At 66.5% G+C, this 17,297-nt stretch carries 17 protein-coding genes; 3 read left to right on the top strand and 14 right to left on the bottom strand.

The window, feature by feature from the left end; translation table 11 throughout:
- Nucleotides 1-5 precede the first annotated feature (5 nt).
- From CHRYSEO8AT_RS12255 to CHRYSEO8AT_RS12245, 3 genes are read right to left on the bottom strand one after another with little or no spacing between them, the layout of a single operon-like run.
- Complete coding sequence (locus CHRYSEO8AT_RS12255) at nucleotides 6-3,359, bottom strand: error-prone DNA polymerase (protein ID WP_159850398.1); 3,354 nt, start codon at nucleotides 3,357-3,359, stop codon at nucleotides 6-8.
- Nucleotides 3,356-4,921: a DNA polymerase Y family protein gene (locus CHRYSEO8AT_RS16250; protein ID WP_304488852.1), complete on the bottom strand. Its 1,566-nt coding sequence runs from the start codon at nucleotides 4,919-4,921 to the stop codon at nucleotides 3,356-3,358. Before CHRYSEO8AT_RS16250 ends, CHRYSEO8AT_RS12255 begins: the two co-directional genes overlap by 4 nt.
- Nucleotides 4,812-5,630 (bottom strand): ImuA family protein, encoded by an 819-nt coding sequence (locus tag CHRYSEO8AT_RS12245; RefSeq protein ID WP_159850396.1) that lies wholly within the window; start codon nucleotides 5,628-5,630, stop codon nucleotides 4,812-4,814. Before CHRYSEO8AT_RS12245 ends, CHRYSEO8AT_RS16250 begins: the two co-directional genes overlap by 110 nt.
- A gap of 251 nt (nucleotides 5,631-5,881) precedes the next feature.
- On the opposite strand from CHRYSEO8AT_RS12245, the gene CHRYSEO8AT_RS12240 reads away from it, so the two are divergent.
- From CHRYSEO8AT_RS12240 to CHRYSEO8AT_RS12230, 3 genes are all read left to right on the top strand, one after another.
- Entirely contained in the window at nucleotides 5,882-7,501 is a 1,620-nt protein-coding gene (locus CHRYSEO8AT_RS12240) for a DEAD/DEAH box helicase (protein ID WP_159850394.1), read from the top strand.
- A 110-nt stretch (nucleotides 7,502-7,611) separates the two neighbouring features.
- Complete coding sequence (locus CHRYSEO8AT_RS12235; RefSeq protein WP_159850392.1) at nucleotides 7,612-8,661, top strand: GGDEF domain-containing protein; 1,050 nt, start codon at nucleotides 7,612-7,614, stop codon at nucleotides 8,659-8,661.
- Nucleotides 8,662-8,700: 39 nt separating this feature from the next.
- Complete coding sequence (locus CHRYSEO8AT_RS12230; RefSeq protein WP_159850390.1) at nucleotides 8,701-9,453, top strand: 1-acyl-sn-glycerol-3-phosphate acyltransferase; 753 nt, start codon at nucleotides 8,701-8,703, stop codon at nucleotides 9,451-9,453.
- Here the strand turns inward: CHRYSEO8AT_RS12230 and CHRYSEO8AT_RS12225 are convergent.
- From CHRYSEO8AT_RS12225 to CHRYSEO8AT_RS12175, 11 genes are read right to left on the bottom strand one after another with little or no spacing between them, the layout of a single operon-like run.
- Entirely contained in the window at nucleotides 9,446-9,805 is a 360-nt protein-coding gene (locus tag CHRYSEO8AT_RS12225) for a TfoX/Sxy family protein (RefSeq protein ID WP_159850388.1), read from the bottom strand. The genes CHRYSEO8AT_RS12230 and CHRYSEO8AT_RS12225 overlap by 8 nt on opposite strands.
- 1 nt (nucleotide 9,806) lies before the next feature.
- On the bottom strand, nucleotides 9,807-10,196 hold the full coding sequence (locus tag CHRYSEO8AT_RS12220) for an iron-sulfur cluster assembly accessory protein (protein WP_159850386.1): 390 nt from the start codon (nucleotides 10,194-10,196) through the stop codon (nucleotides 9,807-9,809).
- 13 nt (nucleotides 10,197-10,209) lie between these two features.
- A complete protein-coding gene (locus tag CHRYSEO8AT_RS12215; protein WP_159850384.1) occupies nucleotides 10,210-10,599 on the bottom strand; it encodes an SUF system Fe-S cluster assembly protein in 390 nt (129 codons plus the stop codon).
- Nucleotides 10,600-10,603: 4 nt separating this feature from the next.
- Nucleotides 10,604-11,842, bottom strand: coding sequence for an aminotransferase class V-fold PLP-dependent enzyme (locus CHRYSEO8AT_RS12210; protein ID WP_159850382.1), 1,239 nt, complete (start codon nucleotides 11,840-11,842; stop codon nucleotides 10,604-10,606).
- A complete protein-coding gene (sufD, locus tag CHRYSEO8AT_RS12205) occupies nucleotides 11,821-12,843 on the bottom strand; it encodes a Fe-S cluster assembly protein SufD (protein ID WP_159850380.1) in 1,023 nt (340 codons plus the stop codon). Before sufD ends, CHRYSEO8AT_RS12210 begins: the two co-directional genes overlap by 22 nt.
- The gene (gene sufC, locus CHRYSEO8AT_RS12200) at nucleotides 12,840-13,589 is read right to left on the bottom strand and encodes a Fe-S cluster assembly ATPase SufC (protein WP_159850378.1); all 750 of its coding nucleotides are present in this window, start codon (nucleotides 13,587-13,589) and stop codon (nucleotides 12,840-12,842) included. Before sufC ends, sufD begins: the two co-directional genes overlap by 4 nt.
- The gene (locus CHRYSEO8AT_RS12195) at nucleotides 13,589-13,843 is read right to left on the bottom strand and encodes a hypothetical protein (protein WP_159850376.1); all 255 of its coding nucleotides are present in this window, start codon (nucleotides 13,841-13,843) and stop codon (nucleotides 13,589-13,591) included. Before CHRYSEO8AT_RS12195 ends, sufC begins: the two co-directional genes overlap by 1 nt.
- Nucleotides 13,844-13,890: 47 nt before the next feature.
- The gene (locus tag CHRYSEO8AT_RS12190; protein ID WP_159850374.1) at nucleotides 13,891-14,160 is read right to left on the bottom strand and encodes a hypothetical protein; all 270 of its coding nucleotides are present in this window, start codon (nucleotides 14,158-14,160) and stop codon (nucleotides 13,891-13,893) included.
- Complete coding sequence (sufB, locus tag CHRYSEO8AT_RS12185; RefSeq protein ID WP_159850372.1) at nucleotides 14,157-15,623, bottom strand: Fe-S cluster assembly protein SufB; 1,467 nt, start codon at nucleotides 15,621-15,623, stop codon at nucleotides 14,157-14,159. Before sufB ends, CHRYSEO8AT_RS12190 begins: the two co-directional genes overlap by 4 nt.
- Complete coding sequence (locus CHRYSEO8AT_RS12180) at nucleotides 15,623-16,762, bottom strand: cysteine desulfurase family protein (protein ID WP_159850370.1); 1,140 nt, start codon at nucleotides 16,760-16,762, stop codon at nucleotides 15,623-15,625. The genes sufB and CHRYSEO8AT_RS12180 overlap by 1 nt, the downstream gene beginning before the upstream one ends.
- Nucleotides 16,759-17,241 carry an Rrf2 family transcriptional regulator gene (locus tag CHRYSEO8AT_RS12175; protein ID WP_159850368.1) on the bottom strand — a complete coding sequence of 161 codons (483 nt, stop codon included), beginning with the start codon at nucleotides 17,239-17,241 and terminating at the stop codon, nucleotides 16,759-16,761. Before CHRYSEO8AT_RS12175 ends, CHRYSEO8AT_RS12180 begins: the two co-directional genes overlap by 4 nt.
- Between the last annotated feature and the right edge of the window lie 56 nt (nucleotides 17,242-17,297).

Genomic DNA, 17,297 nt, shown 5'->3' with positions numbered 1-17,297 from the left:
CCGCCTCAGTGAAAGTCGCGCGACCCCGGCAGAATGCGGACGTCGCGCGGATGCCGGCCGGTCGGGCTGCGTGGACCTTGCGGATATTTCACCGCATCCGCTCGCGACAGCTCGACCTCCAGATCATAGTCCTCAGACAGCCGGCTCAGTTCGGCCGAACGGTCCACCACCTTGCGCACCATGATGTGCAGCACGCCCTCGACACTTTTCTCGACCGTGCCCTCCACCTCCATCAGCCGCGCCGCCATCACCTCGCGCCTAAAGGTCTCGAACAGTCGCGCCCATAACAGGGCGTTCACCACCCCCGTCTCGTCCTCCATCGTCACGAAGATGGCGTTGCCCGTGCCCGGCCTTTGCCGCACCAGCACCACCCCGGCCGTGCGCACCAGCCGCCCGTGCTTTTGGGCCATGACCTCTGCCGCGCTCAGCACCCCCTCCGCCCGGAACACCGACCGCAACATCCCCATCGGATGCCCCTTCAGCGACAGGCGCGTCGTCTGATAGTCGGTGGCGACATGTTCCTTCAGCGGCATCAGCGGCAGGTTCGCCGCCGCCTCGGCGCCCAGCTCCCGCGCCCGCGCGGCTTGAAACAGCGGTAACGGCTCATCGTCCGGCAACCGCCTGACCGCCCACAACCCCTCGCGCCGGTCCAGCCCGATCGACCGAAACGCATCCGCATCCGCCAGTTTCCGCATCGCCGCCGCCTCCAGCCCGGTCCGTCGCGCCATCTCCTCGACGTCGGTGAAGGGCGCGTCACGCGCCCCGGCCAGTGTCCTCGCCCAATCCTCCCTGAACCCGTCGATCTGACGCAGGCCCAGCCGCAGCGCCAGCCCGCGCTCGCCAGGTTCCAGCGTGTTGTCCCAGACGCTGTGGTTCACATCGATCGCCCGCACCTCGACCTTCTGCGGACTCTCCTGAGCATCCCGCACCAGCTGCGCCGGCGCATAGAACCCCATCGGCTGACTGTTCAGCAGCGCACAGGCGAACACCGCCGGATGATGGCATTTGATCCACGACGAGATGTAGACCAGCTTGGCGAACGACACGGCATGGCTTTCCGGAAAACCGTAGGAGCCGAAGCCCTTGATCTGTTCGAAACAGTTGCGCGCGAATGTTGGATCGTAGCCGCGCTCGATCATGCGGCCGACCATCCGTTCCTCATATTTCCAAAGCGTCCCGTCGCCTCGGAACGTCCCCATCGCCTTGCGCAGGCCGTTGGCCTCACCGGATGTGAACTCGGCCGCGACCATGGCCACCTTCATCGCGTGTTCCTGAAACAGGGGGACACCGAGAGTCTTCCAAAGCACAGCCTTCAACTCGTTGGGATCGTGCGGGGGCTTGGGTCCGGCGTAGTCGGGCTCCTCCAGGCCCTGGCGTCTCCGAAGGTAGGGATGGACCATGTTGCCTTGAATCGGCCCAGGCCGGACGATCGCGACCTGGATTGCAAGATCGTAGAATTCGGCAGGTCTCAGCCTCGGCAGCATGTTGATCTGCGCTCGGCTCTCCACCTGAAAGACGCCGATAGAGCGACCCTCTTGGAGCATTTGGTAAACCTCCGGATCTTCCTCTTCGAAGCAGTCCAGTTCCAAGCGTTGAGCGTCCTGATCGTGGATCAGATCGAACGCCTTTCGGATGCAGGTCAGCATCCCGAGCGCCAGCACATCGACCTTCATCAGCCGCAGCGCGTCGATGTCGTCTTTGTCCCATTCGATGAAGGTTCGGTTCGGCATGGCCGCATTGCCGATAGGGACCAGTTCGTCCAACCGATCCTGGGTCAGGACAAAGCCGCCGACGTGCTGGGACAGATGTCGCGGAAACTCCAGCAGCCGCCGGGTCATGGCGACGGCACGTGTCACTGTCAGATTGCCGACCTCAAGCCCGGCCTGCTCCAGATGACGGTCGGGAATGTCCGATCCGAAACTGCCCCATTGGCTTCCGGCCAGTCGCGCCGTCACATCCTCGGTCAGCCCCATGACCTTTCCGACCTCTCGGATGGCGCTGCGTGGGCGGTAGCGGATTACGGTCGCGGCGATGCCGGCCCGGTGGCGACCGTATCTTTCATAGATGTGCTGAATGACCTCCTCGCGCCGCTCGTGCTCGAAATCGACGTCTATGTCTGGCGGCTCGTTCCGATCCGTCGACAGGAATCGTTCGAACAGCACATCGTGCACACCGGGATCGACCGAGGTGATCCCCAAAACATAACAGACGGCCGAGTTCGCCGCTGAGCCGCGACCTTGGCAGAGGATGCGCTTCTTGTTCGCATAGCGGACGATATCGTGGATGGTCAGGAAATAGTGGGCCAGCTTGCTGGCGGCGATGAAGGTCAATTCCTTGTCGAGGATATCCCGCACCTTCGTCGGCACGCCTTGCGGATATTTCCGCGCCTCGTAGGTCGCCACCAGCTCGACCAGACGATCCTGCGCCGTCATCCCCGGCGGCACCGGCTCTTCGGGGTAGTTGTAGCTCAGATCCCCCAGATCGAACGCCACCCGCGCCAGCACGTCCTGCGTCTCCGCCACGGCCTGCGGCGCATCCACGAACAGGCGGCTCATTTCGGCGGGCGGCTTCAGATAACGTTCTGCGTTCTGGTCCAGGCGAAGGCCCGCCCCCTCCAGCGTCACCCCCTCGCGAATACAGGTCACGACATCCTGCAGGTCGCGCTGTTCGGCATCGTGATAGAGAACGTCGTTGACCGCCAGCAACGGCGCGCCCGTCGTGGCGCTCAGCGTCTTCAGCCGCGCCAGACGACGGCGGTCGTCCCCCATCCGGCCCATGGCGGCGCCCAGCGAGACGGCGCCGGGTGCGGCGTCGTTCACCTGACGCAGCACGACCTCCAACCCCTCCAGCCGACGGGGCGGCATGACGATCAGCAGCAGGCCTTCGGGGGCGCGCGTCAGGTCGCGCAGGCCGATCTCGCACTGGCCCTTCTTAGCCCTGCTGTTACCCAGGGTCAGCAGGCGGCACAGGCGGCCCCAACCCTGGCGATCCTCGGGATAGGCCAGGATGTCCGGCGTCCCGTCGTTGAACCGCAGCCGCGCGCCCAGGATCAGCTTGAAGGCCTTGGCCCGCGCCTTGATCACCTCCGGGTCGATGTCGACAGGAAACGAATCCTCCACCAGCACCGTCTCGCCAGGACTGCCGCCTTGGCGTACCCGATCCGGCGGCGACCAGCCTTCCTCGCGCAGGGTCTTCAACGCGCTCCACGCCCGCACCACCCCAGCCAGGGTGTTGCGGTCGGCCAGCCCCATGCCGGTATGCCCGCGCAGGATGGCGCTCAGCACCAGATGCTTCGGATGCGACGCCCCCTCCAGGAAGGAAAAGTTACTGCGCGTCGCCAGCTCGGCATAGGCGGTCACGCGAAGACCCCGTGCACGAACCAGCGCGGCGCTGGATCCTCGCCGTAAAAGCCGGAGCGGAACAGCCAGAAGCGACGCCCCTCCTGATCCTCGACGCGATAGTAGTCTCGCGTAGGCTCCAGCGGACGTTTCAGGGTGAGCCACCATTCGGGCGCGATGCGTTCGGGCCCTTCGACGCGGACCAGACGGTGATCCACCCGCCGCCAGATGAAACGATTAGGCGGATGATCCGGCACCTCCGCCGTGGCCAGGACTGGTTGGGGCGGATCGAACATCTGGAGCGGCCGCAACGGCGGGTCGGCAGGATCGGGGTCGAGCCATTCACCGTCTTCACCGGACGCAAGGGCGGCGGGCGTCAGGCGGACGGCGCGCTCAGGCCAGTGCGACGCTACTGGCTCGAACCGGCTGACCGCCTCTGGCCCCAGTCGCGCGGTCAGGCGATCCACCAGCCGGCCCAGGTCCTCGGCGCCCGGCGGGGTGCGGTCGAAGCCGCGCTGGCGCGAGGCCAGCCGATCCGCCACCGGCACGGACAGCCGCACCTGATCGAAGCCGAACCCGGGATCCAGCGGTCGCGCCAGCGCCGCCAGCCGTTCGCGAAACAGGCGCGCCACTCCCACGGCGTCGCGACTGGGCCGCCCGGTGCGGACGGTGATATGGCGCACCTCTCCGTCCAAGCGGAAGAAGCCGGCCTGAAAGGCGCGCCCGCCCTGACCGCGCAGGTCCAGCCGGTCCATGGCCTCGACCAGCAGGTCGACGATCACCGCCTCGACGTCTACCGTTTCGGTGATCGGCTCGACCAGTATACGATCAACCGAAATCAGCGGGATCGGCCGTTCGGGCCGGATCCTCGCATCCTCTCGCCCCAGCACCCGGTTCAGCCGCGTCGCCGCCGCCGCGCCGAAACGGGCGGCGATGGGAGCCGTCGGGCGGTCGGCCAGATGCGCCAGGGTCTTCAGCCCGGCGCGCGACAAGGCCTGCGTCTCCTTGTCCGACAGCTCCAGCGCCGCGACCGGCAGGCGGCGCAGCGCCTGGCTCTGCCCCTCACCCTCGTAAAGTCCACCGCGCCCAAACCGCGCCAGGGCGCGCGCCGCCTCAGGCGTGCCGGCCATGGCTAGACGCACCGCCAGCCCGACGCCCCGCGCCCGCGCCGCGACCGCCTCCGCCATTCCCGCCTCGCCCCCGAACAGATGCGCGCAGCCGGTCATGTCCAGCGCCAAACCGTCCGGCCCGTCGGTCGCCGCCATCGGCGTGAACCGACCGAAATCCAGCAGCACCCGCTTCAACAGGGCCGCATCCGCCTCGGGCCGGTGGGCGACCACCCGGATGTCCGGCGCCCGGGCCCGCGCATCAGCCAGGGTCATGCCGGGCGACAGGCCAAGCGCCAGCGCCTGCCCATTTGCGGCCGCCAGACGCAGCGCCCCCTTCACCTTCTCGACCAGAACGGTGGCAGGCTCAGCCGAAGCGTCGGAGCGCCCCTCCTCGCGCCGCAACCGATCCGTCGGCAGCAGGGGAAACCAGACCGCCAGGTAGCGCCGGTCGTTGCAACTGTTGATGTTCGGCATTCTGCCCGCCTTGCTGGAAGACTCCGCGCTCACGATCCCACTCCAGGGTCCAGGCCATCGGCTGCGCGCCCAGTCGATGCCGCAACAGTTCGACCCCATAGGTCGGATGACCCGGCGCCTCGGCCTCCAGCGCCTGCGACAGCGTCGTCTTGACCCGCCACCGCGTCTCGGCCGCGCTGGGCTGAGGCTGGGCCGCCAGCCGGATCAGGATCGCCGTCGCCCGCCCCTGCCCCGCCGCCATCGATAACCGCCGCGTCGCCGTCAGGCTCAACATCTTGCTCTCGCCCCAGGCCGTCAGCAGCACCGCCCCCACCGCGCCGCACGCCAAGGCCTCCTCGCCCGCCGCCAGAAGATCCTTCGTCTCCTTGACCCGCACCAGCACCACCTGGCCGGGATCCAGCCCCATCTCGCGCAGGCCCGGTCCATGAATCTGGCCGGCCTCCAGACCCGCCATGGCCTGGACGCCCCACACCACAGGCCGATCGCCCGCCGCTCGCTGAACCAGCCCCAGGGCGAACCCCAGGGCCGCCGTCGCATCCGGCGTCGTCGCGGCATAGATTTCATGCAAGGCATGGGTCGCCAGCCCACCCAGATGCCGATCCGCTTGCGCGTGCCCCAGGTCGAAGCGAGCGCCGTCGGTCGAACAACCGTCCGTCTCCATCGCTTTCAGGCGCTCGCGCAAGGCTTCTATGTCGCGGTCGAGCCGCACATTTGTTCTCCCTTTGTTCACACATATGCCGCCTCCTACGCCCCAGGAGTCAAGCGCTTCGAACCTTGGCCATGGGAATTTATTCCGCTGAGCGTCGGATCACCGAAAACCGGGAATAGTTGACTTTTTCGCAGGGACTTCTATATGCCCCCCAGCCTCGGGACAGGTCTGCGATCCGCGCCGCCCGCTCGCCCAAAGAGGGGCGGTTCCGTCGCTGCTATGCACGCAGACGCTTTCTCTCCCAAGGATTCATGACCGAATTTTCCCAACTGGGCCTTTCGCCCACGACCCTGCAGGCCGTCGCCGACACAGGCTACACGACCGCCACCCCCATTCAGGAACAGGCGATCCCGGTCGCCCTCGCCGGCCGCGACGTGCTGGGCATCGCCCAGACCGGCACCGGCAAGACGGCGGCTTTCACCCTGCCGCTGGTCGATCGCCTGTCCACCGGCCGCGCCCGCGCCCGCATGCCGCGCGCCATCGTCCTGGCGCCGACCCGCGAACTGGCCGACCAGGTCGCCGAAAGCTTCGCCAAATACGCCAAGGGCACCAAACTGACCTGGGTGCTGCTGATCGGCGGCGTCTCCATGGGCGATCAGGTCGCGGCCCTGAACAAGGGCGTCGATGTCCTGATCGCCACGCCGGGCCGCCTGCTGGACCTGTTCGAGCGCGGCAAGATGATGCTGAACGGCGTCGAGATCATGGTCGTGGACGAGGCCGACCGCATGCTCGACATGGGCTTCATTCCCGACATCGAGAAAATCTTCAAACTGACCCCGCCGCGTCGCCAGACCCTGTTCTTCTCGGCCACCATGCCGCCCGAGATCACCCGCCTGACGACCGCCTTCCTCAAGGATCCGACCCGGATCGAGGCCTCGCGTCCGGCGATGACCGCCGACACCATCACCCAGTACGTCGTCCGCATCCCGACCTCGGACCCCAAGGCCAAGCGCACCGCCCTGCGTGCCCTGGTCGGCCGTGAGGATGTGCGCAACGGCATCGTCTTCTGTAATCGCAAGTCCGAAGTCGATATCGTCGCCAAGTCGCTGAAGCAGCACGGCTTCGACGCCGCGCCGATCCACGGCGACCTGGACCAGTCGCAACGCACCAAGACCCTTGCGGACTTCCGCTCAGGCGCGCTGAAGATCCTGGTGGCCTCCGACGTCGCCGCGCGCGGCCTGGACATCCCGGACGTCAGCCACGTCTTCAACTACGATGTCTCGCACCACGCCGACGACTACGTTCACCGCATCGGCCGCACCGGCCGGGCCGGAAAGCTGGGCCAGGCCTTCATGATCGTGACCCCAGCCGACGACAAGTCGCTGGATAAGGTGCTGAAGCTGATCAAGATGGACCCGCAGGAGCTGGTTCTGGACGGCATCGACTTCGCCGCCATCAAGGACGGCCCCGCCCGCGACGACAAACGCTCCGGAGGACGCGAACGCTCGGGCGAGCGCAGCCGCAGCCGGTCGCGCAGCAGTGCACCTGCCGCCGAGCCGACCGAGACCGTCGCCGTCGCCGCCGCACCCCAAGCTCCTCAGGCTCAGGAAACCGAAGCCCCCCGCAGCCGCAGCCGCCGCAAGGCCCGTCCGGAAGCCGCCGTCGAAGTCGCCGCGCCCGCTCCGGTCATGGCCGAAGCCGTCGAGACGGTCGAAGCGGTCGAGACGCCCCGCGCCCCGCGCCCCGACCGTGCGGATCGCCCCGACCGTGCAGAGCGCCCGGATCGTGCCGACCGCGAGCCTCACCTGCTGCAATCCGACCGTCGCGGCGACCGCAAGGCCGCCAAGGACGAGCCTCAGCGTCAGGGCGTGCGCGGCTTCGGCGACGACATCCCGGCCTTCCTGCGCCGTCCAGTCGTCGTCCGCGCCTGAATTCGTACATAACGGCGCGGTGAAATCCCGCGCCGTTTACTCTGCATTACGGAACACTCCTTAGTGTCCGCCCCGATACGGTTCCAGAACAGGAACCAAGGGGAAGAAGAATGTCCAAACAGGTCGAGACGTCGCTCCGGGGTCCACAAGCCTATGCCTTGGCGCGCAACGTCATCGCCGAAATGGAAAAGGCAGGTGTCTGGCCGACGCCGCTGAACTTCGAACTCTGGCTGCACTATCTCAGCGATCCTGATGGCGCCCTGGCCCAGGAAATCCGACGCCTTCTCGCCCAGTCCACGGTCATCACCGACAAGACGTCGGAAATGCTGGCCGCCGAATTCCTGCCGCGCGGGCGTCTGCCGGATCAGATCCGCGATGTCGGCGCCGTGCTCGACCGCGAACTGGCCAGCGTCGCCAGCGCCATCGCAATGGCCCACAAGACCCAAGCCGACTATGGCCACACCCTCGCCGACGCCTCCCACTCCATGGAAACTGTCGAGGATCCGTCCTCGCTGAAGGATCTGGTCGGCGGCCTGTCGACCGCGACCAACCGCGTGCGCCGCGAGACCGCGATCCTGGAAAAACGCCTGGAGAAATCCAACAAAGAAGTCATCCGCCTGCGCGAGAACCTTGAACAGGTGCGCCGCGACGCCATGACGGACGCCCTGACCAACCTGGCCAACCGCAAGGCCTTCGACGAACGGCTGGAGGCCGCCTGCGCCGAGGACGACGGATCGCCGCTCAGCCTGGCCATCCTCGACATCGACCATTTCAAGCGGTTCAACGACACCTGGGGCCACCAGACTGGTGATCAGGTGCTGCGCTATGTCTCCACCGTCCTGTCCAACATCTGCGGCAAGACCCGCTTCGCCGCCCGGTTCGGCGGCGAGGAGTTCGCGATCATCTTCCCCGGCGAAGGCGCGGGCGTGGTCATGGCGGCGCTGGAAAGCATCCGCACCGACGTGGCCTCGCGCGCCCTGCGCCGTCGCTCGACCAACGATGACCTGGGCTCGGTGACCATATCCGCCGGCTTCGCCCAGCGGCAGAAGGGTGAAACCGCCGCCAGCCTGCTGGAACGCGCCGACGCCGCTCTCTACGAATCCAAGCGCGCCGGTCGAAACTGCGTCACCGCCGCGACCACGCTGGAAAAAGCGGCGTAAGCGGCCTGACAAGGCCAAGCTTTCTGCCATAGTCGCCCCATGCGCAGTTTCGCCTTCAATATCGCCTACTGGATCCTGTCGATCGGCTACGGGCTGACGGCCGCCTTTGCGGCGCTCGCGCCCGGCCGTGGCCCTGCCAGCTGGGTCATCCGCCGCTATGTGAAGCGAATGGTCCAGGCCATGGCGATCTTCGCCGGCATCCGGCTGGATGTGCGCGGCAAGGACCGGTTGCCCGAGGGCGCCTTCATCATCGCCTCGAAGCACCAGAGCTGGGGCGACGGCTTCGCCACCTATGACCAGTTCGACGACATCGCCTTCGTCACTGGCGACCATCTGGAGAAGTTCCCCCTGCTGAGCGGGGTGCTGAAGAAGCTGGGCGCCATCGTCGTCAACAGTTGCGGTGGCCATGAAGCCCGCAAGGCCCTGGCCATGCGGGCCGCCGAGGCCCGCGCCGAGAACCGCAAGATCCTGATCTATCCCGAGGGCCATTTGGCGCCGGTCGGCCAGAAGTTCAAATATCGGTCCGGCGTCTGGCACATGTACCGCGACTTCGACGTGCCTGTCGTGCCGCTCGCCACCAACCTCGGCGTCTTCTGGCCCGAGGAAAAATACGAAAAACACCCCGGCACGGCGACGCTGGAGTTCCTCGCCCCCATCCCCGTCGGCCTGCCCAAGGACGAGTTCCTGGCTCGCCTGGAGGCTGTCATTGAAACGCGAACCGCCGAACTGGTCGCCCAAGCGACGGGTCTGCCGGTCACGCCGGCCGTGCTGGTGGAAGCGCCGACTAAGTAGCGGACTTGGGCTTCTTTCCAGACGCCTTCTTCACCGCCACGTCCAGCGACCGCCGCGCCCAGGCGACCGCCTCGTCGGGGTCGTCCAGCGCCGTCTCCGGCAGGGTCCAATAGCCCATGCTCATCGTCCGCCCGTCCTTGGTCGGATAGGTGAACTGACGCGAACCGGCCTCCACGAACGCCTCGCCCAACGCTTCGTCGCCTTTCAACCAGACCACGCCGTCATCCAGCAGGGCGAACATGACGCCGGCGGCATAGACCCCCGCCCCGCCGAACATCCGCTTGATCTCCAGCCGGCCGAGCGCATGGAAATGCTCGCGCGCCCATTCGCCAAAGTCGGCGTCGTAAGCCATCTCAGACGGCGGCGACCGGCACGATGGTGACGCTCTCGCCGCAACCGCAGGCGTCGGTCTGGTTCGGATTGTTGAACACGAACTTGGACGCCAGACGCGTCGTCTCGTAGCCGATCTCGGTGCCGATCAGGAACAGCACGGCCTTGGGCTCGATCAGGATGGTGACGCCCTTATCCTCGACCACCTCGTCCAGCGGTCCGACCTCGTCGGCATAGGCGAAGGTGTATTCCTGCCCCGCACAGCCGCCATTCTTGATCCCGATCTTCAGACCGATGTGATCGTTCTCGGCATTGTCCAAAATCTCGCGCACGCGCTCGGCGGCAGCGTCGGTCAGCGTGACGGCCTTGGGGCGCGGGCGGCGCGGACGGGATGTGGTTTGAAGTTCGGTCATCAGAACATATCCATCAGAACATATTCAGGGCCAGCTTGGCCTCGTCGCTCATTTTGGAACTGTCCCACGGCGGGTCGAACACCAGATTGGCCTTGGCGCTGCGCACGCCCTCGACCTTTTCCACCGCCGTCTCGACCCACCCCGGCATCTCGCCGGCGACCGGACAGCCCGGCGCCGTCAGGGTCATGTCCACGACCACGTCGCGGTCGTCATTGACGTCCACGCGATAGATCAGGCCCAGCTCATAGATGTCGACTGGGATTTCGGGGTCATAGACCGACTTCAACGCCTCGATCAGCTGATCGGTCAGCGTATCCAGCTCGGCTTGCGACAGGGCGCTCTTCTGGGGTTCGTCCCAGGCGTCCTTGAAGGCGTCGCTGTCTTGAATAGGTTGATCTGTCATCAGCTTACACGAAGAAGTTCCGCGCCTTGATCAGCGCATCCACGAAGGCGTCGGCATCCTCCACGGTGTTATATAGGGCGAAGGATGCGCGGGTGCTCGACGTCACCCCCATTCTTTTCGCCAGCGGCTCGGCGCAATGCAGCCCGGCCCGCACGGCGACGCCGTATCGGTCCATGATCTGGGCCACGTCATGAGCATGGGCACCCTCGACGGCGAAGGTCAGGATCGCGCCCTTACCCTCGGCCTGGCCCAGGATCCGCAACCAGCCCTCGCCGTCCAACCGATCCACGGCCCGTTGATACAGGGCGTGCTCGTGCGCCTGCACCGCCGCGCGGTCGTATTGCGCCAGCCATTCCAGCGCCACGCCCAGGCCGATGGCCTCGAGGATCGGCGGCGTGCCCGCCTCGAACCGGTGCGGCGGCTTGGCGTAGGTCACGCGGTCCCGCTCGACCGTCTCGATCATCTCGCCCCCGCCCTGATAGGGCGGCAGCGCCTCCAGCGCCTCGGCCTTGCCGTACAGGGTGCCGATGCCGGTGGGCGCAAACAGCTTGTGGCCGGTCAAGACATAGAAGTCGCAACCGATGGCCTGCACATCCGGCGTCGCATGGACCGCCCCCTGGCACCCGTCGATCAGCACTTGAGCGCCGGCCGCATGCGCCAGTCGCGTGATCTCGGCGACCGGATTGATGGTCCCCAGCACGTTCGACATATGGGTGACCGCGACCATCCGCGTCTTGGGCCCCAGCAGGTCGGCATAGGCAGCCATGTCCAGCGACCCGTCGTCAAGCACCGGGATCCACTTGATCACCGCCCCGCGCCGCTCGCGCAGCAGATGCCAGGGCACGATGTTGGAATGGTGCTCCATCTCCGAGACGATGATCTCGTCGCCCGGCTCGATGCTCAGCCCCAGCCCGTTGGCCACCAGATTGATCGCCTCGGTCCCGCCCTTGGTCCAGACGACCTGCTCGGGGCTTTCGGCGTTCAGGAAGCGGGCGACGATCTCGCGCGCCTTCTCGAAGGCCTCGGTCGCTTCGTTCGACAGGGTGTGCAGGCCGCGGTGGACGTTGGCGTAACCGCCCTCCATCGTCGCGACCAGGGCGTCGATCACCGCACGCGGCTTCTGGGCCGAGGCCGCATTGTCCAGATAGACCAGCGGCTTGCCGTTCACCTGTCGCGACAGGATCGGGAACTGCGCCCGCACGGCATAGGGATCGAACTTGCTCACAACCGCGCCGTCAGCCATTCCCGCGCCACCTCTCTCGCGCCCTCGTGCTCGATCCGGTCGATGACCTCGATCAGGAAGGCCTGGGTCAGCAGGGCGCGGGCCTCGTCGGCCGGAATACCGCGCTGCTGCATGTAGAACAGGGCGCTCTCGTCCAGCGTCCCCACCGTATTGCCGTGCGCGCACTGCACGTCGTCGGCATAGATGATCAGTTCCGGCTTGGCGTCGATCTCGGCCCGCTCGCTGGCGATCAGGGCGTGATGGCCCATCCGCGCATCGGTGCCGTCGGCCCCGCGCTCGACCACGATCTTGCCCTGGAAGACGCCACGCGCCGTGTCGCGGGCCACGCCCTTGATCAACTGGCTGGTCGCGCCGTCATGCTCGACGTGGCGCACCACGCTGGTCAGGTCGGTGTGGCGCGATCCGTTCAGCAGATACAGGCCATCGGCCTGCACGTGCGCGCCTTGCGCGAAATGCGTGATGCGGGTCTCGATCCGCTGCAGCTTGGCGCCGGTCGTGATGATGGTCTGGCGATAGACGCCGCCCGCCTCGACCTTCACATGGGCCTCGGCGATGGAGATGGCGTCCTCCGGCTCCTCGACCAGCACGACGCGCGTCACCTCGGCCCCGGCCGCCACGTCCAGCTCCAGCGTATTGTGAGCGACATAGGCCGAGCCCGCGCCCTCGTGCGTCTCCAGCAGCAGCAGCTTGGCGCCCGCCCGCGCCGAGACCCGCGCCCCGGCCGTATGGCCCGTCCCGACTGCGTCGGAGATATAGCGCAGCCGCAGCGTCTGCTCGCCCGAGGCGATGAAGTCGGTCACCCCCACGGCGCGCCCGTTGGCGAAGACGATCGCCTCCCCGCCCAGATCATAGAACGGCCCCGGCGGCCCGACCTCGGCCGTTCCAGACGGCTCCGGCGCCTCGCGAAGCCAGCGCTTCAGGTCGCTGTATTTCCACGCCTCCGTCCGCCGCGACGGAAAGGTTTCGGCGTCGGTCAGGTCGATGGCGAAAGCCGCGCTCATGCCGGTTCCAGAAGATACTTGTCGTACCCTTCCGCCTCCAACTGATGCGCCAGTTCCGGCCCGCCCGAGGCCACGATCCGACCGCCGGCCAGCACATGGACCCGGTCCGGTTTGATGTAGTCGAGCAGGCGCTGATAGTGGGTGATGACCAGCATGGCCCGGTCGGGACGGCGCAGGGCGTTCACCCCTTCCGACACGATGCGCAGGGCGTCGATGTCGAGGCCGGAATCGGTCTCGTCCAGGATCAGCAGCGACGGCTCCAGCAGCGCCATCTGCAGGATCTCCATCCGCTTTTTCTCACCGCCGGAGAAGCCGACGTTCAGCGGCCGCTTCAGCATGTCGAAGTCCATCTTCAGCGCCTTGGACGCTTCGCGCACCAGCTTCAGGAAGGCCGGCGCCGCCACCTCCTCCTCGCCCCGCGCACGCTTCTGTGCATTCAGCGCCGTCCGCACGAAGGTCAGGGCCGGCACGCCGGGGATCTCGATCGGATACTGGAACGACAGGAAGACGCCCTTGGCCGCCCGTTCGGCCGGATCCAGCGCCAGCAGATCCTCGCCCGCCCATTCGACCGACCCTTCCGTCGCTTCATAGCCCGGCCGCCCCGACAGAGCATAACCCAGCGTCGACTTCCCGGCCCCGTTCGGCCCCATGATGGCGTGCACCTCGCCGGCGGGAACGTCGAGCGTCAGCCCCTTGAGGATCGGCTTTTCGCCGACGGAGACGTGGAGGTTGGAAATGGAGAGCATCAGTTGGACTCGGGAACAGGTTGGACGCCGGCCAAATCCTGGCGGGCGTCGTAGAATGAGATGATAATCACTTCGTCACCGAGCACTTGAAACACGATGATCTTGCGCCATCGGACGAGGCTTGCTTCGCGCAGACCGCGCCATCGCGACGGTCGAAAGCGAAACGGGCCTGCACCGGCGCGTGATGACAACGCCTCGCTTTCCGCCAATGCGCGATCGGTCAAACGCGGATCGATCCCTTCCAGATGATCCAACCAGTCCCGCTGCGCGTCGCGCGCTTCTTTCGACCATCGGACCTGCCTCACCGCTTGAAGCGAGCTTTAAGCTCGGTGAAAACGTCATCGTGGCTGAATGTCCGCCCCGCTGCGGCGTCCTGCAGACCGCGCTCAATGGACGCCTTTTGATCAGCCGAAAGTGCAGCGCTCGCGTTCTCGATATCGGTCACGAACTGCTCAGCAGCCGAAGCGATGAACTCCGCCAAAGGCATGCCGATTTCCGCAGCGGCTCGCTTGAGTCGATCGGCGGCATCGGCTTCCAGAGGGACAGAAATCGTTTCCATGATTTCGCTCAACCCACGCTCCCCTCGAGGCTGATCGCCACCAGCTTCTGCGCCTCGACGGCGAACTCCATCGGCAGCTTCTGCATCACGTCGCGGACGAAGCCGTTGACCAGCAGGGCCACCGCCTCCTCCTGCGACAGGCCGCGCTGCTGGGCGTAGAACATCTGATCGTCCGACAGGCGCGTCGTCGTCGCCTCGTGCTCCAGCTGGGCCGAGCCGTTGCGGGCCTCGATGTAGGGGATCGTGTGCGAGCCGCACTCCTTGCCGATCAACAGACTGTCGCACTGGGTGAAGTTGCGCACGCCGGTCGCCTTTGGGTGCACCGAGACCAGGCCGCGATAGGTCGAGTCCGACTTGCCCGCCGACACCGCCTTGGCGATGATCCGCGACTTCGAATTCTTGCCCAGGTGGATCATCTTGGTGCCGGTGTCGGCCTGCTGATGTCCGTTGGTGATGGCGATGGAGTAGAACTCGCCCGAGCTTTCCTCGCCCTTCAGGATGCAGGACGGATATTTCCAGGTGACGGCCGAACCCGTCTCCACTTGGGTCCAGGACACCTTCGAGCGATCACCCCTGCAGTCGGCGCGCTTGGTGACGAAGTTGTAGATGCCGCCCTTGCCCTCGGCGTCGCCCGGATACCAGTTCTGGACGGTGGAGTATTTCACCTCGGCGTCATCCAGAGCCACGATCTCGACCACCGCGGCATGCAGTTGGTTCTCGTCGCGCATCGGCGCGGTGCAGCCCTCCAGATAGGAGCAGTAGCTACCCTTGTCGGCGATGATCAGGGTCCGCTCGAACTGGCCCGTCTGGCTCGCATTGATGCGGAAATAGGTCGACAGCTCCATTGGGCACCGTACGCCCGGCGGGATGTAGACGAACGACCCGTCCGAAAAGACCGCGCTGTTCAGGGCCGCGAAATAGTTGTCGGAGACCGGCACCACCGACCCCAGATATTGCCGTACCAGTTCAGGATATTCGCGCAAGGCCTCGGAAATCGGCATGAAAATCACGCCGACCTTGGCCAGTTCCTCCTTGAAGGTGGTGACCACCGACACGCTGTCGAACACGGCGTCCACGGCCACGCGCGGCGCGCCCTGCACCCCCGCCAGCACTTCCTGCTCCTTCAGCGGGATGCCCAGCTTCTTGTAGATTTCCAGAATCTCGGGATCGACCTCGTCCAGCGACTTGGGCCCCTCCTTCTGCTTGGGCGCCGCATAGTAGAATAGCGACTGGTAGTCGACCGGCTCATACTTCACCGCCGCCCAGGTCGGCTCTTCCATCGCCAACCAGCGCTCATAGGCGGCGAGGCGCCATTCCAGCATCCACTCCGGCTCGCCCTTCTTCTCGGAGATGAAGCGCACGATCTCGGCGCTCAGGCCTCGCGGGGCGTATTCCGTCTCGATGTCCGAGGTGAAGCCGTGCTCGTACTTCTCCAGCGCGGCGACGGCGTCGATGGTTTCCTTGACGGCGGCCATCAGGCGACCTCTCTCACGCGCTCGGCGGCGCGTGTCTTATGCTTGTTGTAGGCGGCGACCCAGGCGTCGGCGAACCGCACCCAATCGCCTTCGATCGTGCCCCAGCCGCCGGAAACGCGCACGCCCCCGGTCGCCAGCGTATTCAGCCCCATCGCGCTGATGGTCTTGGACGGCTTGACCTTGCCCGACGAACAGGCCGAGCCCGCCGACACCATGACCCCGGCCAGATCGAGGGTAATCAGCTGCTGCGGACTGTCCCAGCCCTCGACCGCCATGAACAGGGTGTTGGGCAAACGCGCCACAGCGCCGCCGATGATGGTCGCCCCGGCGGCCTTCACCCTGGCCTCGACGGCGTCACGCCAGCCGACGTGCGAGGCCATCGTCTCCAGATCCCGCGCGGCGCTGTCGGCCGCAACGCCAAATCCGGCGATGCCCGGCACGTTCTCGGTCCCAGCGCGCAGACCACGCTCCTGCCCCGCGCCGTGCAGGATGCGCACGCCCGACACACCTTCCTTGAAGATCAAGGCCCCGACGCCCTGCGGCCCGCCCATCTTGTGCGCCGACAGGGTCAGACTGTCCGCGTCCAGCACACGCATATCGACCGGGATCTTGCCCGCCGACTGGATCGCATCGACGTGCAGCCAGCCGCCGGCCGCGCGCACCAGCTTCGCCGCCTCGACCACGGGCTGGATCACGCCGCTTTCGTTGTTCGCATGATGGATGGCGACCACGGCCCGCCCCGGACGGCTCAGCGCCTCCGCCAGCCACTCCAGATCGACCACGCCGTTCGCATCGACCGGCAGCACCTCGACCGGCGCACCCGCATTCGCCGCCGTCTCGGCCACGCACGGATGTTCGGTCGCCGAGACGATCAGTCGGTCGCACCCGGCGGCCAGGGCGCTGGCGATGCCCTGCGCATTGGCTTCCGTCCCGCCACTGTTGAACACCACCGCCGTCGGATCGGCCCCGACCAGATCCCCGACCTGAGCCCGGGCCGTCTCGACCCGCGCCCGCGCCCGCCGCCCGGCCGCATGGACCGCCGACGGATTGCCGTTGTCGGCCAAAGCCCGCGTCATGATCTCCAGCACTTCCGGCCGCACCAGGCCCGACGCGTTGTAATCCAGATAGATACCGCTCATGCCGCCACCCCGACAGCTTGCGGCTGTTCGACATTGCGACGACGCTGGCCCGTGCGGTTCATCACCACGTCTTCCAGCGAAACCCCAGCCAGATAGCGATGAATCTCGTCGCCCAGGTCTTCCCACAGGTTATGGGTGATGCAGCGTTCGCCGGCCAGCATGCAGCCCTTGGGCGACCCGTGCGCCACGCACCGCGTCGCGCGAATCGGCTCGTCCACCGCCAGCACGATCTCGGCCACCACCGTCTCGTGCGCCCCCTTGGCCAGACGGTATCCGCCACCGGGTCCACGCACACTCTTGACCAGCTCGCTCTTGCGCAACCGGGCGAACAACTGCTCCAGATAACTCAGCGAAATCTCCTGGCGCGCAGCGATCTCGGCCAGCGAAACCGCCCGGATTTCACCGCTCTCGCCGCGTCCGTTTTTCGCCAGATCGGCCATCGCCATCACGGCGTATCGTCCCTTGGTCGACAGACGCATATCGCACCTTCAAAAATTGCGCGCTTTTCGGGTCTCTTGTGCTAGAACCCGCGCCT

It is taken from the genome of Brevundimonas sp. G8, from assembly GCF_902506205.1.
Taxonomy (GTDB): Bacteria; Pseudomonadota; Alphaproteobacteria; order Caulobacterales; family Caulobacteraceae; genus Brevundimonas.
The sequence above is the reverse complement of the archived record's forward strand: the minus strand, read 5'-3'. Positions and strand labels throughout refer to the sequence as shown.

Bases quoted from the DNA above. Each gene is read 5' to 3' on its own strand.
- CHRYSEO8AT_RS12180 (WP_159850370.1), bottom strand. From the start codon at position 16,762: ATGAGCGGTATCTATCTGGATTACAACGCGTCGGGCCTGGTGCGGCCG.
- sufD (WP_159850380.1), bottom strand. From the start codon at position 12,843: ATGAGCGCGGCTTTCGCCATCGACCTGACCGACGCCGAAACCTTTCCG.
- CHRYSEO8AT_RS12235 (WP_159850392.1), top strand. From the start codon at position 7,612: ATGTCCAAACAGGTCGAGACGTCGCTCCGGGGTCCACAAGCCTATGCC.
- CHRYSEO8AT_RS12215 (WP_159850384.1), bottom strand. From the start codon at position 10,599: ATGACAGATCAACCTATTCAAGACAGCGACGCCTTCAAGGACGCCTGG.
- CHRYSEO8AT_RS16250 (WP_304488852.1), bottom strand. From the start codon at position 4,921: ATGCCGAACATCAACAGTTGCAACGACCGGCGCTACCTGGCGGTCTGG.
- CHRYSEO8AT_RS12210 (WP_159850382.1), bottom strand. From the start codon at position 11,842: ATGGCTGACGGCGCGGTTGTGAGCAAGTTCGATCCCTATGCCGTGCGG.
- sufB (WP_159850372.1), bottom strand. From the start codon at position 15,623: ATGGCCGCCGTCAAGGAAACCATCGACGCCGTCGCCGCGCTGGAGAAG.
- CHRYSEO8AT_RS12240 (WP_159850394.1), top strand. From the start codon at position 5,882: ATGACCGAATTTTCCCAACTGGGCCTTTCGCCCACGACCCTGCAGGCC.
- CHRYSEO8AT_RS12225 (WP_159850388.1), bottom strand. From the start codon at position 9,805: ATGGCTTACGACGCCGACTTTGGCGAATGGGCGCGCGAGCATTTCCAT.
- CHRYSEO8AT_RS12175 (WP_159850368.1), bottom strand. From the start codon at position 17,241: ATGCGTCTGTCGACCAAGGGACGATACGCCGTGATGGCGATGGCCGAT.
- CHRYSEO8AT_RS12220 (WP_159850386.1), bottom strand. From the start codon at position 10,196: ATGACCGAACTTCAAACCACATCCCGTCCGCGCCGCCCGCGCCCCAAG.
- sufC (WP_159850378.1), bottom strand. From the start codon at position 13,589: ATGCTCTCCATTTCCAACCTCCACGTCTCCGTCGGCGAAAAGCCGATC.
- CHRYSEO8AT_RS12230 (WP_159850390.1), top strand. From the start codon at position 8,701: ATGCGCAGTTTCGCCTTCAATATCGCCTACTGGATCCTGTCGATCGGC.